Source organism: Pseudoxanthomonas sp. LjRoot125 (assembly GCF_964252705.1).
Lineage (GTDB): Bacteria > Pseudomonadota > Gammaproteobacteria > Xanthomonadales > Xanthomonadaceae > Pseudoxanthomonas_A.
Map to the genome: position 1 here is coordinate 3,246,833 of NZ_CAXUOY020000001.1, position 15,806 is coordinate 3,262,638.

Below are 15,806 nucleotides of genomic sequence, written 5' to 3' on the forward strand. Positions count from 1 at the left end.
GCTCCTTGGAAAAGTTCAGTTGTAGAGAAACCGAAAGACTTTGTTCGTTGGTTCCGGCGATTCTTTTTGTTATTCGAGGCGACAGACTCCCGTCGCCTTGCTGAACAGATTATGCGTGGGTACGTGAAGACTGTGTTAACGGTACCATAACAAGTTGGGCAAGGTTAACACTCTTCCCGAGAACTGGCACCTGGACGGGCCCTCCGCATCCGCCCGTCGGCTCTGCGCGCGCTCAAGCGCTGCCGGAGCAACACACTGATGCAGGAGGGCGACTTGGTCATCGCCGCCCCAGGCACGATGCTGTCGCGATGGACACATCAGCTGCCTCCGGTCTCCCCAGTCTTTTCCTGTCGCATGGTTCGCCGATGCTGGCCGTCGAGGACTCTCCGACCGGCCGCTTCCTGGACCAGCTCGGCGGACGACTGCCGCGCCCCCTGGCGATCGTCGTGGCGTCAGCCCACTTCATCCACGCGCGCCCCACGGTCACCGCCGCGCCCGCGCCGGACACGATCCACGATTTCGGCGGCTTCCCCGAGGCGCTGTATCGGATCCGATACCCGGCAGCAGGTGCGCCTGCGCTTGCGGATGAGGTCGCCGCACACTTGCGGGATGCTGGCTTCCAGGCACAGGTGGATGGCCACCATGGGCTGGACCATGGCGTCTGGGTACCGTTGCGGCGGATGTATCCCGATGCCGACATTCCGGTCGTCGCGCTGTCGGTGAATCCGGCGCAGACGGCCGAATGGCACTACCGGATGGGCTTGGCCCTCGCGCCTCTGCGTAGCCAGGGCGTCCTGGTGGTCGGCTCCGGCGGGTTCTCGCACAACCTGCGTGCGCTCGACTGGCAGCATGGGCATGCCGCGCCTTACGACTGGGTCGCCCACTTCACCGATGCGTTGCGCGAGCGGCTGCTGGCCGGAGACGTCGCGGGTGCGCTCGACTGGACCGCACTGCCCGAGGCCCATCGCAACCATCCGACGACCGAACACCTCTTCCCGCTGTATGTAGCGCTAGGCGCCGGCGGCGTTGGCGCCAAGGGGCGGTTGCTCCATCGCGACGTGGAAATGGGTGGCCTGGCGCTGGACGCGTTCGCCTTCGACACCGCCTGACTCGCCCTACAGACCGCGCTCCCATGGCGGGTGGTCGCCGAACTGCGCGATCAGGAAGTCAGTGAAGGCCCTTACCCGCGGCGGTACCAGGCGACGCTGTGGCATCACCGCACTGATGGCCGTCGTAGCCAGCGGGTAATCCGGCAACACCACTTCCAGCCGGCCGGCGCGCAGGTCGTCAGCGACGTGCCACAGCGAATGGATCACGACGCCCTCGCCCGCCAGCGAGGCATCGCGCAGGACCTCGCCGAAATTGCTTTCGAAGCGGCCCTGCACCCGCACGGCGACTTCGCCGCCCGCCGGCGTACCCAGTCGCCATACATCCTGGCGGCCACCGCTGCCGAACAGCAGCAGGCAGTCATGTCGGGGCAGGTCCTCGGGCGTGCGCGGTCGCCCGCGTCGGCGCAGATAGTCGGGCGAGGCGCACAGCACGCGTCGGTTCGGGGCGATGCGCCGGGCGACCAGGCGCGAATCGTCGAGCGCGCCGATGCGGATCGCGAGGTCGAAGCCCTCGCTGACCAGATCGACCACGTTGTCGCTGAGATGGATGCTGAGCCGCAGCTTCGGGTGCCGCGCGAGGAACGCCGGCAGCAGCGGCGAGACGTACTGGCGCCCGAACGAGGCGGAGGTCGTGACCCGCAGCGTGCCGGCGACTTCGCGCGCGGCTTCGCGCAGCCCCGTGCCCAGTGTCTCGAGTTCCTCCACCAGCACCCGCCCCTGCTCGGCCAGCGCGGCGCCCTCCGGCGTCGGGTGCAGGCGGCGGGTGGTCCGGTGCAGTAGCCGCACCTCCAACTCCTTCTCCAGCCGCTTCAGTCGCTGGCTGGCCACCGCCACGGACAGGTCCAGGCTGTGGGCGGCGGCGGTGATCGACCCGAGATCGAGCACGCGGAGGAACAGGGTCAGGTCGCCGACACGATCCATTATCAATATTCCATTGATAGTGATTCGGCATATTCACCGTTTCCCATCAGGAAGGGAAGGCGCAAGCTGCGCGCCTTGTTCCTTCCGGGCTCCCACCATGCCTTCCGCTCCCACGTCCTCCCGGCTTCCGCTGGGCCTGTATGCGCTCACCGCCGGCGCCTTCGGCATCGGCACCACCGAATTCGTCATCATGGGCCTGCTGATGCAGGTCGCCGCCGATCTGCAGGTCTCCATTGCTGCCGCAGGCCTGTTGATCTCCGGCTACGCACTGGGTGTGTTCGTCGGTGCGCCCCTGCTGACGGCCGCCACCAACCGCATGCCGCGCAAGGCAGTGCTGGTCGCGCTGATGATCGTCTTCACGCTCGGCAACCTGGCCTGCGCACTCGCGCCGAACTACGAACTGCTGATGGCCGCGCGCGTGATCACCTCGCTGGCGCACGGAACCTTCTTCGGTGTCGGCGCGGTGGTCGCCACCGGCCTGGTCAGTGAAGACCGCAAGGCCTCGGCGATTTCCATCATGTTCACCGGCCTGACCGTCGCCACGCTGCTCGGCGTGCCGGCCGGCGCCTGGCTAGGCCTGGAGTACGGCTGGCGCGCGACGTTCTGGGCCGTGACCGCCATCGGCGTGTTCGCCACCGTCATCATCGCCACGCTGGTGCCGGCCGATCGCAGCGCGCCCGCGCCGCTGTCGTTCCGCGACGAACTGCGCGTCGTCGGCCGCCCGCAGGTGCTGCTGGGCCTGTTGATGACGGTGCTGGGCTTTGGCGGCATGTTCACCGTCTACACCTACATCCAGCCGCTGCTGACGCAGGTGACCGGCTTCGCCGATGCGGCGGTCTCGCCGATCCTGCTCGTGTTCGGCGTCGGCATGATCATCGGCAATCTGCTGGGCGGGCGCTTCGCCGATCGTCGCCTCGCCACCGCCCTGCTCGGCACGCTCGCGGCGCTCGCATTGGTGATGGGTGTGATGAGCTTCGCCCTGCACAGTCGCTGGGCGATGATCGTCTTCACCGGCCTGCTGGGTGCCGCAGCGTTCGCCACGGTGTCGCCGCTGCAGCTGTGGGTGCTGCAGAAGGCCAGCGATGCGCAGAGCCTGGCGTCCAGCCTGAACATCGGCGCCTTCAACCTCGGCAACGCGCTCGGCGCATGGCTGGGCGGCGTGGTGATCTCGCAGGGGCTTGGTCTTTCCGCATTGCCGTGGGTCGCCGCACTGGTCCCGGCCTCCGCATTCGCCGTCGCGTTGTGGGCGCTCGCGCTGGAGCGCCGCCAGCGCTTCGCGCTCGCCGCCGATTGCGCCTGATCCTCCCTTCGTCGCATCGCCTCTTTGTTCCGCGCGCCGCATCATCGCGGCACGTGTCCCGACTCCCCACGAGGAACCGCCATGAAAGCCATCGCACTCATCCGTTACCTACCCATCGATGATCCGCAATCGCTGCTGGACGTCGAACTCGATACGCCCACCGCCACCGGCCACGACATCCTCGTGCGCGTGCAGGCCGTGTCGGTGAATCCGGTCGACACCAAGGTGCGCTCGCCCAAGCCGCAGATCGAGGCGCAACCCAAGGTGCTGGGCTACGACGCCGCGGGCGTGGTCGAAGCGGTTGGCGAAGCCGTGACCCGCTTCAAGCCCGGCGACGCGGTCTACTACGCCGGCGATATCACACGGCCTGGCAGCAACGCGCAATTCCAACTCGTCGACGAACGCATCGTCGGCCGCAAACCCGCATCGCTCGACTTCGCCCAGGCGGCCGCACTGCCGCTGACCACGATCACCGCATGGGAACTGCTGTTCGACCGCATGCCGTACGCCATCGACGGTGGCGGCGAAGGCAAGTCGCTGCTCGTCATCGCCGGTGCCGGCGGCGTGGGGTCGATCGCGATCCAGTTGGCGAAGCGCGCCGGCTTCACCGTCATCGCGACGGCATCGCGCCAAGACACGATCGACTGGTGCAAGGCAGTGGGCGCCGACCACGTCATCAATCACCGCGAAGCGCTGGGCCCGCAGCTGAAGGCGTTGGGCTTCGACACGATCGACGCGGCGCTGAACCTGGCCGATACCAACCGCTACTGGACCGAGCTGGGCGAACTGCTCGCACCGCTCGGCCATGTCGGACTGATCGTCGAACCCAAGGGCGAACTGCGCATCGGCGACCCCTACAAGGCCAAGAGCATCGGCATCCATTGGGAGATGATGTTCGCGCGTCCGCGCTTCCGCACCGCGGACATGGGCGAACAGGGCGCGCTGCTGGACCGCGTCGCCGACCTGATCGATGCCGGCCAGTTGCGTGGCACGCTGACCGATACGCTGTCGCCGATCAATGCGTCGAACCTGCGCGAAGCGCATCGCCGGTTGGAGTCCGGCACGACCATCGGCAAGCTGGTGCTCGCGGGCTGGTAGTCGTCGATCACGCGGCGGCCTCAGGCCGCCGCTGCATCTCCGCTGCGGTCGCGTTTCAACACCGCCACCGGCTCCGCCCACGCACTGGCGGCGCGACGCTTGCTGGTCGCCAGCACCAAGTCGGACGGCTCGAACACGTTCACGTTGTGGGTGATCGGCGTGGTCAGGATGTACTGCGCGTCGGTCGAGCGCAGGAAACGGCCGACCTTCTCGATGTTGGCCACGTCCAGGTGCGCGAACGGTTCGTCGATGAAGACGAAGCCGCCCGGCTGCTCCTCGTCGCGCAGCAGCGCGACCAGCAACAGCAGCGACTTCATCACCTGCTGGCCGCCCGAGGCTTCGCCATCGTCCAGGCCGATCCAACCCTTGCGATCGAAATCGAAGCGCACCGTCAGGCCCGCCTGCGCCAGCGCCGTGTCTTCGTTCACCAGTTCGGGCAGTTCCGCATCCACGCCGATGCCGGCCAGTTCGCCGAGCGAGGCCAAGTTGCGCTTGTAGCGACGCACGGTGGCACGCAGCACGTTGATGTAGGCGCCGCGTGCTTCTTCGGTCAGGCGGCGCGCACGATGCAAGTGGGTTTCGCGCTTGCCGATGGCGGCTTCCAGTCCTGCGTGGTCGGCCGCGAACTTGTCGCGCAGCGCGACGCACCCCTCGTCCTCGACATAACCGCCGCGCGCGATGCGCTCGTCGATGCGTTCGAGTTCACGCCGCACCGCACTGGCGCTTTCGTACTCCTCGCGCGCCGCACGTAGCGCCGCTGCGCCGCGCCACGCCACGGGCATCTGCGCACGGCGCTTGCGGAAGTCGACGATCCGCTGCGCGAGCGCCAGGCGTTCCTGGCCGATCTGCTGGCCACGCTCGTGCAATTCTCCCGAAAGCGCCTTGATCTCGCCGGCGCGGCTGGCCGCGGCGATGCCTTCGGCCTTGTCCTGCACCTCCAGCGCGTCGAGCTGCTGGCGGGCGTCGGCCAACATCGCGGCCGCCTGGGCCGCGGCATCCGCCAGTGCCGGGAGGCGTTCCGAGGCGTCGGCGAACTCCGCCGCACGCGTCACCAGTTCCTGGCCGGCGTCCAGGCCCAGCAAGCGCGACTGCGCGGCGTCCAGTTGCTTGCGCAGGGTCGCCAGGGCGTCTTCACGCTGCTGCGCCCGGTCCTGGAGCATCGCCTGCTCGGAGCGCAGCGACACCAGGTTCGCCTGGCGGGCACCCGCGCCGAAATGGTGCGCACCGCCGCCGACGTGGCGACCGCCACGCTGCTCGCGCAGGTAACCCTGCGCCGTGATCCAGTCCTGGCCCTTCGGCAGGCGATGGCCCGCTTCCACGTCGGCGACGCGCTGGATGCGGTCGAGGTGGCGCGGCAGCCAGGCGGGCGGATCCTCGGAGAAGCGCACGACTTCCAGCAGCGAGCCTTTCGTCGCCTTCTCCACCGGCGCGCGGTCGGCGACGACGAAGTGGCGGTACTGCATGCGTTCGCCGAGACGCCAGGCTTCGCGAGCGTCCTTGGGGTGCTCCAGCAGCACCAGGTGGCGATACGGCGCGAGTACCGCTTCCACCGCCACCGCCCAGTCGCGATCCACCACGTCGACCATCTCGGTCAGCACGCGATGCGCGATGCCTTCGCGATCGAGTGCGACGCGGAAATCGCGTTCGAAGGCTTCCACCACCCGGCCGCCACCGCTCAACGCCGCCATCTGCGCGGCGATCTCGCCACCCCGCTGCCGGTCGCGTTCGGCCTCCAGCTTCAGTTCGGCCTGGCGGCGACGTCCGTCTTCCAGCGCGCGTGTCAGCGCATCCACGTCGTCGCTGCCGCGTTCGGCCTGCAGTTTCGCGAGTTCGTCATGTCGGCGCACCAGCGATTCGGCATCGCGCGCGTGGTCGCGTGCCTGGGTGAAGGCGTGCTCGGCCTGTTTCAGGCGCGCCTTGGTCTCGGCGAGTTCTCCCCCTGCACGATCGCGCTGCAACTGGGCAGCCACTTCCTGCGCCAGCAGGTTCGCGTGCGCGCGCTGGCGTTCGCGCAGCGCGCGACGCAGGCCGGTCAGGCGCGGACGCGCGCCCTCGATGGTGGCGCGCTGGTCCGCGAGTTCCACCTTCGGTGCGATCTCGGTCTGCAGCCGGTTGCGCTGCGAGCGCAGCGACAGGCCATCCTCAAACGAGCGCACGTCGGCGCGCGACGACTCCAGCCTGACATGCAACTCGGCCAGACCCTGCTGGAGCTGCGTGATCTCCTTCTCGACATCGAACTGCTCGTTGCGGGCGCGCTGGTAGTCGTCCAGCACCGCCTTGTCTTCGAACACGTCGAACACCAGTTGCAGCAGTTCGCGCGGCGACAGCTGGCACAGCTTGTCGGTGGCGCCCTGCTCCAGCGTCAGCACGCGGCAGATCGCGCGGCTCAGACCGGCGCCCGCCAGGCGCACGCGATAGTCGCGCACGCCCAGCCAGTCGCCGCCCTGGTCCAGCGTTTCAACCGGCACATCGCCGGCGACGATCTGGTAGTCGCGCGACCAGTCTCCACCGCGCTTGCGGATCCGGCATGCGATGGTCACCTGCTCGTCCATGTGCGGGAAGAACGCGCGCTTGCCTCGCCGGTCGACGGGATTGCTCACCACCGCGCGCAGCCAGGCGTATGGCTTGCCGTTGTGGCGCAGGTAGGTCTTGTAGTCGCGGGCCATGTCGCGGTCATCGATGGCCAGCAGCGTGCGCAGCGCATCGAGCAACGTGGTCTTGCCCGAGCCGTTGGGCCCCACGACGGTGATGATCGAGGCATCCAGCGGCAACGTGTAGCGCTGCCAGTAGTCCCAGTGGACGACTTCGAGGCTGCGGAACTCAAACATCGGCCTGCTCCTCGTTCGCTTCGTCCATGCTGTCGTCCACCGGCACCTCGGGCGCGTTCGCCTGCGAGGCGCGTGCTTCTTCGATCACGTGCGCAAGCGCGCCATCCATCACGCGGCTGGCGATCCGCTCATAGTCGAACGCCAGGTCGAGCAATGGTCCCTCCTGGATCCGCTCGCGACGCCGCACGATGAAACCGTGCCGCTGCAAGGTGCCCAGGCTCATCTGCACGCGCCCCTTGCCGCCCAGACGGTCGGCGAAGTCCGCCAGCAGCGTGCGTTCGTTGAGCGGTTCGATCATGTCGCTACCGACCGGCACCGGCTTCAGTTCGGCGAACATCTGTTCCTGTTCGTGCTGCCGCTCGCCTTCCTGGCGCGCGATCTGGCGCTGGCGTTTGGGCAGCACCAGCAGGGCCCACAGCACCACCAGCAGCGCGATGGCATCGCGCCCCAGCGAGAGGTTGCTGGCCGCCCACGCGTCACCGTGGCCGAACACCTCGCTCTCTTGCTGGCGCGCGATGCCGACCGCGACATATGCGGCGTAAGGATGTTCCAGCAGGCGCAGGCCGGCGGCGGCGAGGCGGCGGTCCAGGTCGTCACGCAGGTCGGCGTCGACGAGCACCTGGCGCACGGCGCGGTCCTCGCGCGGCAGCCAGCGCTCGGCCAGCAACCGGGCGATCAGGGAAGCGATGGGGTCATTCATGCGGTACGGGCTTTCTTCTTGCGGGAAGGCGCAGGTTCGGTCTGCGCTTGGGGTGCCTGCGGCAGCAGGCGGCCGCGGCTCATGTAGGCCACGCCGGCGCGCTGCACGGATTCGAATTCGGCATCGACATGCCACTGCATCGGCAGCTGCGCGAGCGATGCGGCCACGCCGTTGCGATTCTCCGCACCGGCGTCTCCGATCAGGCCCAGCAGCGACAACCGGTATGCGCTGACAGCGAAACTGTCCTGCGGCACCCAGTCCGACAGCGGCGCTTCGGTGTCGAGCGCGGTGAGTTGGTCGAACCACTGCTCGGCATGGCCGTAGTCGTGCTGCACGACCGGCGCCTGCGTGTCCACGGGCGCGGCCTGCGCCGGCGGCAACGAGGCATCCTCCTGTGCGGCGCGCTCGCGCTCGACCAGTTCGTATTCGGCCACGTCCAGCGCGATGGGTCCCAGTGCGAACGCCGGTTGCGGCATCCGCGCGAGCACATCGTCCGCCAGGTCCGCGAGTGCGGCGACATCGAGCGCGCGGAGGTAGCGGTTCACGTCGGACGACGACAGGCCGCTGGCGCCGAGGTGCACGCGGTGGCGGTCGAGCTGGTTGAGCGCACGCTGGAACACCGATGCCTGCCGCAGCAACGCGCTCTGCGCGCGACCGATCTGCTGGGCCACCCGATGCGTCGCGGTGTCGAGCTCGCCGTCGGCGGCGATGTCGCGGATCAGCGCGGTGCCCTTCTCCACCCACTGCCAGACCGACTGCAAGGTATCGGCGGCGCGCTGGATGCGGTGCTCGGAACCGCTCAGCACCGCCTGGTCGAAGTCTTCGCGCAATTCGTTGAGCCGCGACAACAAGTGCTGCAGATCGTCGGCACCCACACGGCCCATCGCCTGGCCCGCGGCCAGCTGCGCGGTGACGTAGGCCAGCTCGTCGCCTTCGCGGTTGAACTGCAGCAGCAGGCCGATCGAGGCCAACGCCTGCCGACCCACCGGGCTGATGCGGTAGCGCTGGCTGGGGGCGTCCCACAGCAGCAAGCCGTTCTCGCGCAGGCGGCCGAGCACGGTGTCGAACTTGACCGTGTCCAAATAGGCGAATTGGTCGCGCAGTTCCTGCGGCGACCAGTCCGGCGCCTGCCCGCGCTCGCCGATGGTACGCAGGACCAGCAGGCGCACCATGACGCTCTCCTCGCCGCCGTGGAACAGCGTCGAGAAGGCCCGCAGCAGGTCGCGGGCGTTGAGCAGGGGGTGGAGGTCCGGCAGGTCCGCGGCGGCGATGCCGGCGCGCAGGTAGTCGTGCAGGGGCGGTGAGGCGGTATCCATGAAGGGCCGGGAACCTGGGTGGCCCATGGTCCCCGAGCCGCCGGCGCCGGACAACTCTTGCAAGCCGGCCGGGTCTGTGCCCTGCTTCGCGCCGCGGATGCCGCTTGCGTCGGACGCCCCGGCGCGGCATCGTTCGCCCTTTCCATACGCACGCGTATCCATCGCCCGCATGACGTCGACCGCCTCCGCCAACGACTCCACGCTCTACCCCCACCTGTTCACCCCGCTGGACCTGGGTTTCACCACGGTCCGCAACCGGGTGCTGATGGGCTCGATGCACACCGGCCTGGAGGACCGGGCGAAGGATTTCCCGCGCCTGGCGGCGTATTTCGCCGAGCGCGCGGCGGGCGGCGTGGGCCTGATCGTCACCGGTGGCTTTTCCCCCAACCTGGTGGGCTGGCTGAAGCCGTTCGGCGGCAAGCTGTCGTGGCCGTGGGAGGCGCGGCCGCACAAGTTCGTGACCAAGGCGGTCCACGAGCATGGGGCGAAGATCTGCGCCCAGTTGCTCCACGCCGGCCGCTACGGCTACCACCCGCTGACCGTGGCGCCGTCGAAGCTCAAGGCACCGATCAATCCGTTCACCCCGCGCGCGCTGTCGGCCCGCGGAATCGAACGCCAGATCAGCGCGTATGCCAATGCGGCGAAGCTGGCCCGCGACGCCGGTTACGACGGCGTCGAGATCATGGGTTCGGAAGGCTATTTCATCAACGAATTCACCGCGCCGCGCACCAACAAGCGCGACGACGCCTGGGGCGGAACCCCGGAGAAGCGCATGCGCTTCGCGGTGGAGATCGTGCGGCGCGTGCGGGAGGCGGTGGGGCCGGACTTCATCATCATCTACCGGCTGTCGCTGCTGGACCTGGTCGAAGACGGCAACCAGTGGGACGAGATCGTCCAGCAGGCCAAGGCTGTCGAAGCCGCGGGCGCGACGATCATCAATTCCGGCATCGGCTGGCACGAAGCGCGCGTGCCGACCATCGTCACCTCGGTCCCGCGCGCGGCGTTCGTGGACGTGACCGCCAAGCTCAAGCCGCATGTGCGCGTGCCGCTGGTGGCGACCAACCGCATCAACATGCCCGAGGTCGCCGAAGGCATCCTCGCCGCCGGCAAGGCCGACATGGTGTCGCTGGCGCGCCCGCTGCTGGCCGACCCGCAATGGACGGCCAAGGCGCGCGCCGGCACGCCACAGGCGATCAACACCTGCATCGCCTGCAACCAGGCCTGCCTGGACCACGTCTTCGAGAACAAGCTCGCCAGCTGCCTGGTCAACCCGCGCGCCTGCCACGAGACCGACCTCACCTATAAGAAGACGTTCGCGCCGAAGACCATCGCGGTGGTCGGTGCCGGCCCTGCCGGCCTGGCGTGCGCGACGGTCGCCGCCGAGCGCGGCCACCGGGTGACCCTGTTCGACGCGGCCGACGAGATCGGCGGACAGTTCAACTACGCCAAGCGGATCCCGGGCAAGGAGGAGTTCCACGAAACACTGCGCTACTTCCACCACCGGCTGGAAGAGACCCGTGTGGAAGTGAAACTGTCGACGGTGGCGACGGCGGCCGACCTGGCCGGCTTCGACGAAGTCGTGCTGGCGACCGGCATCACGCCCCGCCGGGTCGCCTTCCCGGGCGCCGACAACGCCAAGGTTGTCAGCTACGTGGACGTGCTGTCGGGCCGGGTGAACGTGGGCGCACGCGCCGCGCTGATCGGGGCGGGCGGCATCGGCTTCGACGTCGCCGAGTACCTGACCCACGAAGGCCATTCCCCTTCGCTGGACCCGGCCCGCTGGATGGCCGAATGGGGCGTGGACCCGACCTTCGAGGCCCGCGGCAGCCTGGCACGCCCGCAGCCGGAGCCACCGGCGCGCGAGGTCTGGCTGCTGCAGCGCAGCCCGGGCAAGCCGGGCGCCCGCCTGGGCAAGACCAGCGGCTGGGTCCACCGGGCCACCTTGAAGGCCAAGCAGGTGAAGATGCTGGGCGGCGTGGAATACGTGGGCGTGGACGACACCGGCCTGCGCATCAAGGTGGACGCCACCGAACAGCTGCTTCCCGTCGACCACGTCGTGGTCTGCGCCGGCCAGGAGCCGCGGCGCGAGCTGCAGGCCGCCCTGCTGGCCGCCGGTCGGACGGCGCACCTGATCGGTGGCGCCGATGTCGCCGCCGAGCTGGATGCCAAGCGCGCCATCGATCAGGGCAGCCGGCTGGCGGCACGCCTGTAATCGCGCCGAGAGGCACCGGGAGCAGGGTCGGAAACCTGGTTTCCGCCCCCTCGGCCTGCGACGCACCTCACAATTTCCAGCCAGACCCGGGGGGGCCGAGTCAAGCCGGCCCGTTCAGGCCGAGTTGGGCCGCCCCCCCCTACCTTGCGCGCACTTTCCGGCCCGCCGCCCAGTTCAGGCGGGCTGAGCCCGGCGCTCGGACCCCTTCTTGGTCCGGCCTTGCCGGTCCCCCGGGCAGCCCGTGTGACGGCTGCCTCCCCATAACGCCCTGCCGCGTCCCATCGATGTCATTCCCTGCGTAACGGGAGAGGCAGGGGCGCGGGAAAGACGGAGCAAGGAGTTCCCATGAAACTGGCCTGGATCCTATGGCTGTCGCAGATGTTGCCGCAGCCGGCCGCCGATTCGCTTTGCCTCAGCACCACCGTTTACCTGGAAGCCCGCGACCAGACCCTCCGCGGCCAGCAGGCCGTCGCCGAAGTGGCCCTGCGCCGCCGCGACAGCGGCCTGTGGGGCGACTCCGTCTGCTCCGTGGTGACCGCCCGCAAGCAGTTCGCCCCGACCATCGTCGGCCCCAACACCCGCCTCAAGAACGCGGATGCCTGGGCCAAGTCGGTCAGCGTCGCCCTGAACGCCGAACGCAACTGGGCCCTGCCGCCCGGCCAGCGCAAGGAAATCGTGCCCGGTGCCAGCCACTTCATGGCGCACCAGATCGCCAGCCCGAGCTGGCGCAATGCCTATCACGTGGCGACGATCGGCGACCACACGTTCCTGCGCGTGCAGAAGCTCAAGCCGCGCTCGTAAGACGGCAAGCCGCCGTGGCGCGACGATCCGTTGCACCGCGCATCACGCTGGAAACATTCAAGGCCCGCGATAATCGCGGGCCTTTCTTTTTCCCAGGGGACACCATGAAGCTCTACACCAAGCCCGGCGCGTGCTCGACCGCCGACCACATCGCACTGCAGTGGACGGGCCAGCCGTTCGACGTGCAGGTGATGACGGCCGCCGAGATGAAGGAGCCGGCCTACCTGGCGATCAATCCCACCGGCGCGGTGCCGGCGATCGTCGATGGCGACTTCGTGCTGACCCAGAACGCCGCGATCATGGGCTACATCGCCGACACGTATCCGCAGGCGCACCTGGCCGGCGACGGTTCGCCACAGCAGCGCGCGATGGCGGCGAAGTGGCTGTCCTTCGTGAATTCCGACGTGCACCCGGCGTTCCATCCGCTGTTCGGACCGGCCCGCTTCATCGGCGACGACACGCAGTTCGATGCGGTGAAGGACGCGGCGCGCAAGCGCCTGCGCGGCTTGTTCGAGCAGGCGGACAGGCAGTTGCAAGGCCGCGACTGGCTGGCCGGCTTCCGCAGCTTCGCTGATCCCTACTTCTACATCACGCTGCGCTGGGCCGACCGCACGGGCGTGGACCTGTCGGGCCTGCAGAATCTCGCCGCGTTCAAGCAGCGCATGGAGGCCGATGCCGGCGTGCAGGCCGCGTTGAAGGCCGAAGGCCTTTCCTGATCCTGCGCGGCGCGCGTCAGCCCAACGACGCGCGCACGTCCTCAAGCCACCGCGTGGCGAAGGTGTGGTCGCGCGCCTTCGTCATCGCGGTGGCGACATCGGGCAGCAGCGCTTCCAGATCGTCGGCATTCGCGCAGCGCTCGACCTTGAGTTGCAGGAAGTAGCCTTTCAGGCCGATGTGCGAACGAATGTCGTCGGTAATGCGCGCATACAGCAGGTTGTAGCGTTCGGCGGAGGTCATGATGACCGGGGGCGCACCGTCGTTCGATTTGGTGGCGGCCACTGCAGCCAGCATCGAGGCGGCGCCGGAGCGGCGTTCGATCAGTCCGTCCGTCGCCAGTTGGCCGAGCGCATCGTCGGGCGCATGCAGGCCGCTCATCATCGCCTGCAGTTCGTCGTCGCTGCGCTGGCCATCGACCAGCAGCAGGATCGAACGCAGCCCCGCCGGCAGCTTGCGCGTGCGTTGCTGGATTTCGTTGCGTCCGGCCTCGGTCTTGCACCATCTGGTCTGCATGGCATCCCCCCAACGACGCGCGGCGGGCCCCTCCCGCGGCTACGACGTTCCCCTGTCCGCCAGTAGTACCCCGACGCGCCCATGTGCGGCTGCCACGCGGGTCACACAAACGACACGGGGCCGCCCGACCTTCGTCGAAACGGCCCCGCGGGACGGCGGCGCTGGCGTCAGCGCTGGTCGATCGGCACGAAGGCGAGGTCTTCCGGGCCGGTGTAGTTCGCGCTCGGGCGGATGATCTTGCCGTCGATGCGCTGCTCGATCACGTGCGCGCTCCAGCCGCTGGTACGTGCGATCACGAACAGCGGGGTGAACATCGCCGTCGGCACGCCCATCATGTGGTAGCTGACCGCGCTGAACCAGTCGAGGTTCGGGAACATCTTCTTGATGTCCCACATCACCGATTCCAGGCGCTCGGCGATGTCGTACATCTTCATGCTCGACTGCTCGGCGGAAAGATCCTTCGCCACGTTCTTGATGACGTCGTTGCGCGGGTCGCCGGTGGTGTACACCGGATGGCCGAAGCCGATCACGACTTCCTTGCGCTCCACGCGCGCCTTGATGTCGGCTTCCGCTTCGTCGGGCGATTCGTAGCGCTTCTGCACTTCGAAGGCCACTTCATTCGCGCCGCCGTGCTTCGGGCCACGCAGCGCACCGATGCCGCCGGCGATGGCCGAATGCATGTCGCTGCCGGTGCCGGCGATGACGCGGCAGGTGAAGGTGGACGCGTTGAACTCGTGCTCGGCGTACAGGATCAGCGAGGTATGCATCGCCCGCACCCAGGACTCGCGCGGCTTCTCGCCATGCAGCAGGTGCAGGAAGTGGCCGCCAATGGAATCGTCATCGGTCTCCACGTCGATCGCGCGGCCGTTGTGGCTCCAGTGGTACCAGTACAGCAGCATCGAACCCAGCGAGGCCATCAGCTTGTCGGCGATGTCGCGCGCGCCGGGATGGTTATGGTCGTCCTTCTCCGGCGATACGCAACCGAGGATCGACACGCCGGTGCGCATCACGTCCATCGGGTGCGCGGACGGCGGCAGCTCTTCCAGCGCGGCCTTCACCGCGGCCGGGATGCCGCGCAGCGACTTCAGTTTGGCCTTGTAGGCGGCCAGCTCGGCGCGGTTGGGCAGCTTGCCGTGCACCAGCAGGTAGGCGACTTCCTCGAATTCGCTGGTCGTCGCGATATCGAGGATGTCGTAACCGCGGTAATGCAGGTCGTTACCGCTGCGGCCGACGGTGCACAGCGCGGTGTTGCCTGCCGCGGTGCCGGACAGGGCGACGGATTTCTTCGGCTTGAAGCCGGGTGCGGGTGTGGTTTCGCTCATGGTGGACTCCCTACGTCACTTCTTTGCTGAAAACAGGGTATCGAGCTTCTGCTCGAAGGCGTGGTAACCGATGCGGTCGTACAGCTCCTCGCGCGTCTGCATGCTGTCGATCACGCTCTTCTGGTGGCCGTCGCGGCGGATCGCTTCGTACACGTTCTCCGCGGCCTTGTTCATCGCGCGGAACGCCGACAGCGGATACAGCTGGATCGCCACGCCGACCGAGGCCAGTTCGTCGCGGGTGAACAGCGGCGTCTTGCCGAACTCGGTGATGTTGGCCAATACCGGCACCTTCACCGCATCGACGAAACGCTGATAGGTGGGCAGGTCGTAGGCGGCTTCGGCGAAGATGCCATCCGCGCCGGCCTCGACGCAGGCGATGGCGCGCTCGATGGCGGCGTCCACGCCTTCGACCTGGATGGCGTCGGTGCGCGCGATCAGGAAGAAGTCCGGATCGGTCTTCGCATCGGCGGCCGCCTTCACGCGATCGACCATCTCGCCGGCCGACACGATTTCCTTGCCCGGGCGATGGCCGCAACGCTTGGCGCCCACCTGGTCCTCGATGTGGCATGCGGCAGCGCCGGCCTTGATCAGCGACTTCACCGTGCGCTCGATGTTGAACGCGCTGGGGCCGAAGCCGGTATCGATGTCGACCATCAGCGGCAGGTCGCAGACATCGGTGATGCGGCGCACGTCGATCAGCACGTCTTCCAGCGTGTTGATGCCCAGGTCGGGCAGGCCCAGCGACCCTGCGGCGACGCCGCCGCCGGACAGGTAGATCGCCTTGTAGCCGGCGCGCTTGGCGAGCAGGGCGTGGTTGGCGTTGATCGCGCCGATCACCTGCAGGGGCGATTCGGCGGCGAGCGCGGCGCGGAACTGCGCGCCTGCGGACGGGGTGCTCATGCGACGTGACTCCTCATCGGTCAGCGAGCGGCCTCGGCCTGGGGCCGTTGCCGGAGGTGCGTGAAGGGT

The 15,806-nt window shown here is 68.4% G+C and carries 13 protein-coding genes; 6 read left to right on the forward strand and 7 right to left on the reverse strand.

Annotated elements, in window-relative coordinates; translation table 11 throughout:
* Window positions 1-308 precede the first annotated feature (308 nt).
* Window positions 309-1,109: a DODA-type extradiol aromatic ring-opening family dioxygenase gene (locus ACSION_RS15230; protein WP_435306595.1), complete on the forward strand. Its 801-nt coding sequence runs from the start codon at window positions 309-311 to the stop codon at window positions 1,107-1,109.
* 6 nt (window positions 1,110-1,115) lie between these two features.
* Here ACSION_RS15230 and ACSION_RS15235 read toward each other — a convergent pair whose 3' ends face one another.
* A complete protein-coding gene (locus tag ACSION_RS15235; RefSeq protein ID WP_435306596.1) occupies window positions 1,116-2,030 on the reverse strand; it encodes a LysR family transcriptional regulator in 915 nt (304 codons plus the stop codon).
* A gap of 97 nt (window positions 2,031-2,127) precedes the next feature.
* On the opposite strand from ACSION_RS15235, the gene ACSION_RS15240 reads away from it, so the two are divergent.
* Complete coding sequence (locus ACSION_RS15240) at window positions 2,128-3,330, forward strand: MFS transporter (RefSeq protein WP_435306597.1); 1,203 nt, start codon at window positions 2,128-2,130, stop codon at window positions 3,328-3,330.
* An 81-nt stretch (window positions 3,331-3,411) separates the two neighbouring features.
* A complete protein-coding gene (locus ACSION_RS15245) occupies window positions 3,412-4,428 on the forward strand; it encodes a zinc-binding alcohol dehydrogenase family protein (RefSeq protein WP_435306598.1) in 1,017 nt (338 codons plus the stop codon).
* Between the two features lie 20 nt (window positions 4,429-4,448).
* Here the strand turns inward: ACSION_RS15245 and ACSION_RS15250 are convergent, their stop codons facing one another.
* The 3 genes from ACSION_RS15250 to ACSION_RS15260 are packed head-to-tail and all read right to left on the reverse strand — an operon-like array spanning window position 4,449 to window position 9,272.
* Window positions 4,449-7,256, reverse strand: a complete 2,808-nt coding sequence (locus ACSION_RS15250) for an ATP-binding protein (RefSeq protein WP_435306599.1) — start codon at window positions 7,254-7,256, stop codon at window positions 4,449-4,451.
* Entirely contained in the window at window positions 7,249-7,956 is a 708-nt protein-coding gene (locus ACSION_RS15255; RefSeq protein ID WP_435306600.1) for a hypothetical protein, read from the reverse strand. The genes ACSION_RS15250 and ACSION_RS15255 overlap by 8 nt, the downstream gene beginning before the upstream one ends.
* Window positions 7,953-9,272: a hypothetical protein gene (locus ACSION_RS15260; protein ID WP_435306601.1), complete on the reverse strand. Its 1,320-nt coding sequence runs from the start codon at window positions 9,270-9,272 to the stop codon at window positions 7,953-7,955. Before ACSION_RS15260 ends, ACSION_RS15255 begins: the two co-directional genes overlap by 4 nt.
* A 169-nt stretch (window positions 9,273-9,441) precedes the next feature.
* On the opposite strand from ACSION_RS15260, the gene ACSION_RS15265 reads away from it, so the two are divergent.
* From ACSION_RS15265 to ACSION_RS15275, 3 genes are all read left to right on the forward strand, one after another.
* Window positions 9,442-11,484, forward strand: coding sequence for an FAD-dependent oxidoreductase (locus tag ACSION_RS15265; protein WP_435306602.1), 2,043 nt, complete (start codon window positions 9,442-9,444; stop codon window positions 11,482-11,484).
* Window positions 11,485-11,829: 345 nt separating this feature from the next.
* Entirely contained in the window at window positions 11,830-12,285 is a 456-nt protein-coding gene (locus ACSION_RS15270; RefSeq protein WP_056878852.1) for a cell wall hydrolase, read from the forward strand.
* A gap of 104 nt (window positions 12,286-12,389) precedes the next feature.
* Window positions 12,390-13,001 (forward strand): glutathione S-transferase family protein, encoded by a 612-nt coding sequence (locus ACSION_RS15275; RefSeq protein WP_435306603.1) that lies wholly within the window; start codon window positions 12,390-12,392, stop codon window positions 12,999-13,001.
* 16 nt (window positions 13,002-13,017) lie between these two features.
* On the opposite strand, the gene ACSION_RS15280 is transcribed toward ACSION_RS15275, so the two are convergent.
* The 3 genes from ACSION_RS15280 to prpB all read right to left on the reverse strand — a co-directional run bounded on the left by ACSION_RS15280 (window position 13,018) and on the right by prpB (window position 15,737).
* A complete protein-coding gene (locus ACSION_RS15280) occupies window positions 13,018-13,515 on the reverse strand; it encodes a hypothetical protein (protein WP_435306604.1) in 498 nt (165 codons plus the stop codon).
* A 167-nt stretch (window positions 13,516-13,682) separates the two neighbouring features.
* On the reverse strand, window positions 13,683-14,837 hold the full coding sequence (gene prpC / locus ACSION_RS15285; protein ID WP_435306605.1) for a bifunctional 2-methylcitrate synthase/citrate synthase: 1,155 nt from the start codon (window positions 14,835-14,837) through the stop codon (window positions 13,683-13,685).
* Window positions 14,838-14,852: 15 nt separating this feature from the next.
* Complete coding sequence (prpB, locus tag ACSION_RS15290; RefSeq protein WP_435306606.1) at window positions 14,853-15,737, reverse strand: methylisocitrate lyase; 885 nt, start codon at window positions 15,735-15,737, stop codon at window positions 14,853-14,855.
* Between the last annotated feature and the right edge of the window lie 69 nt (window positions 15,738-15,806).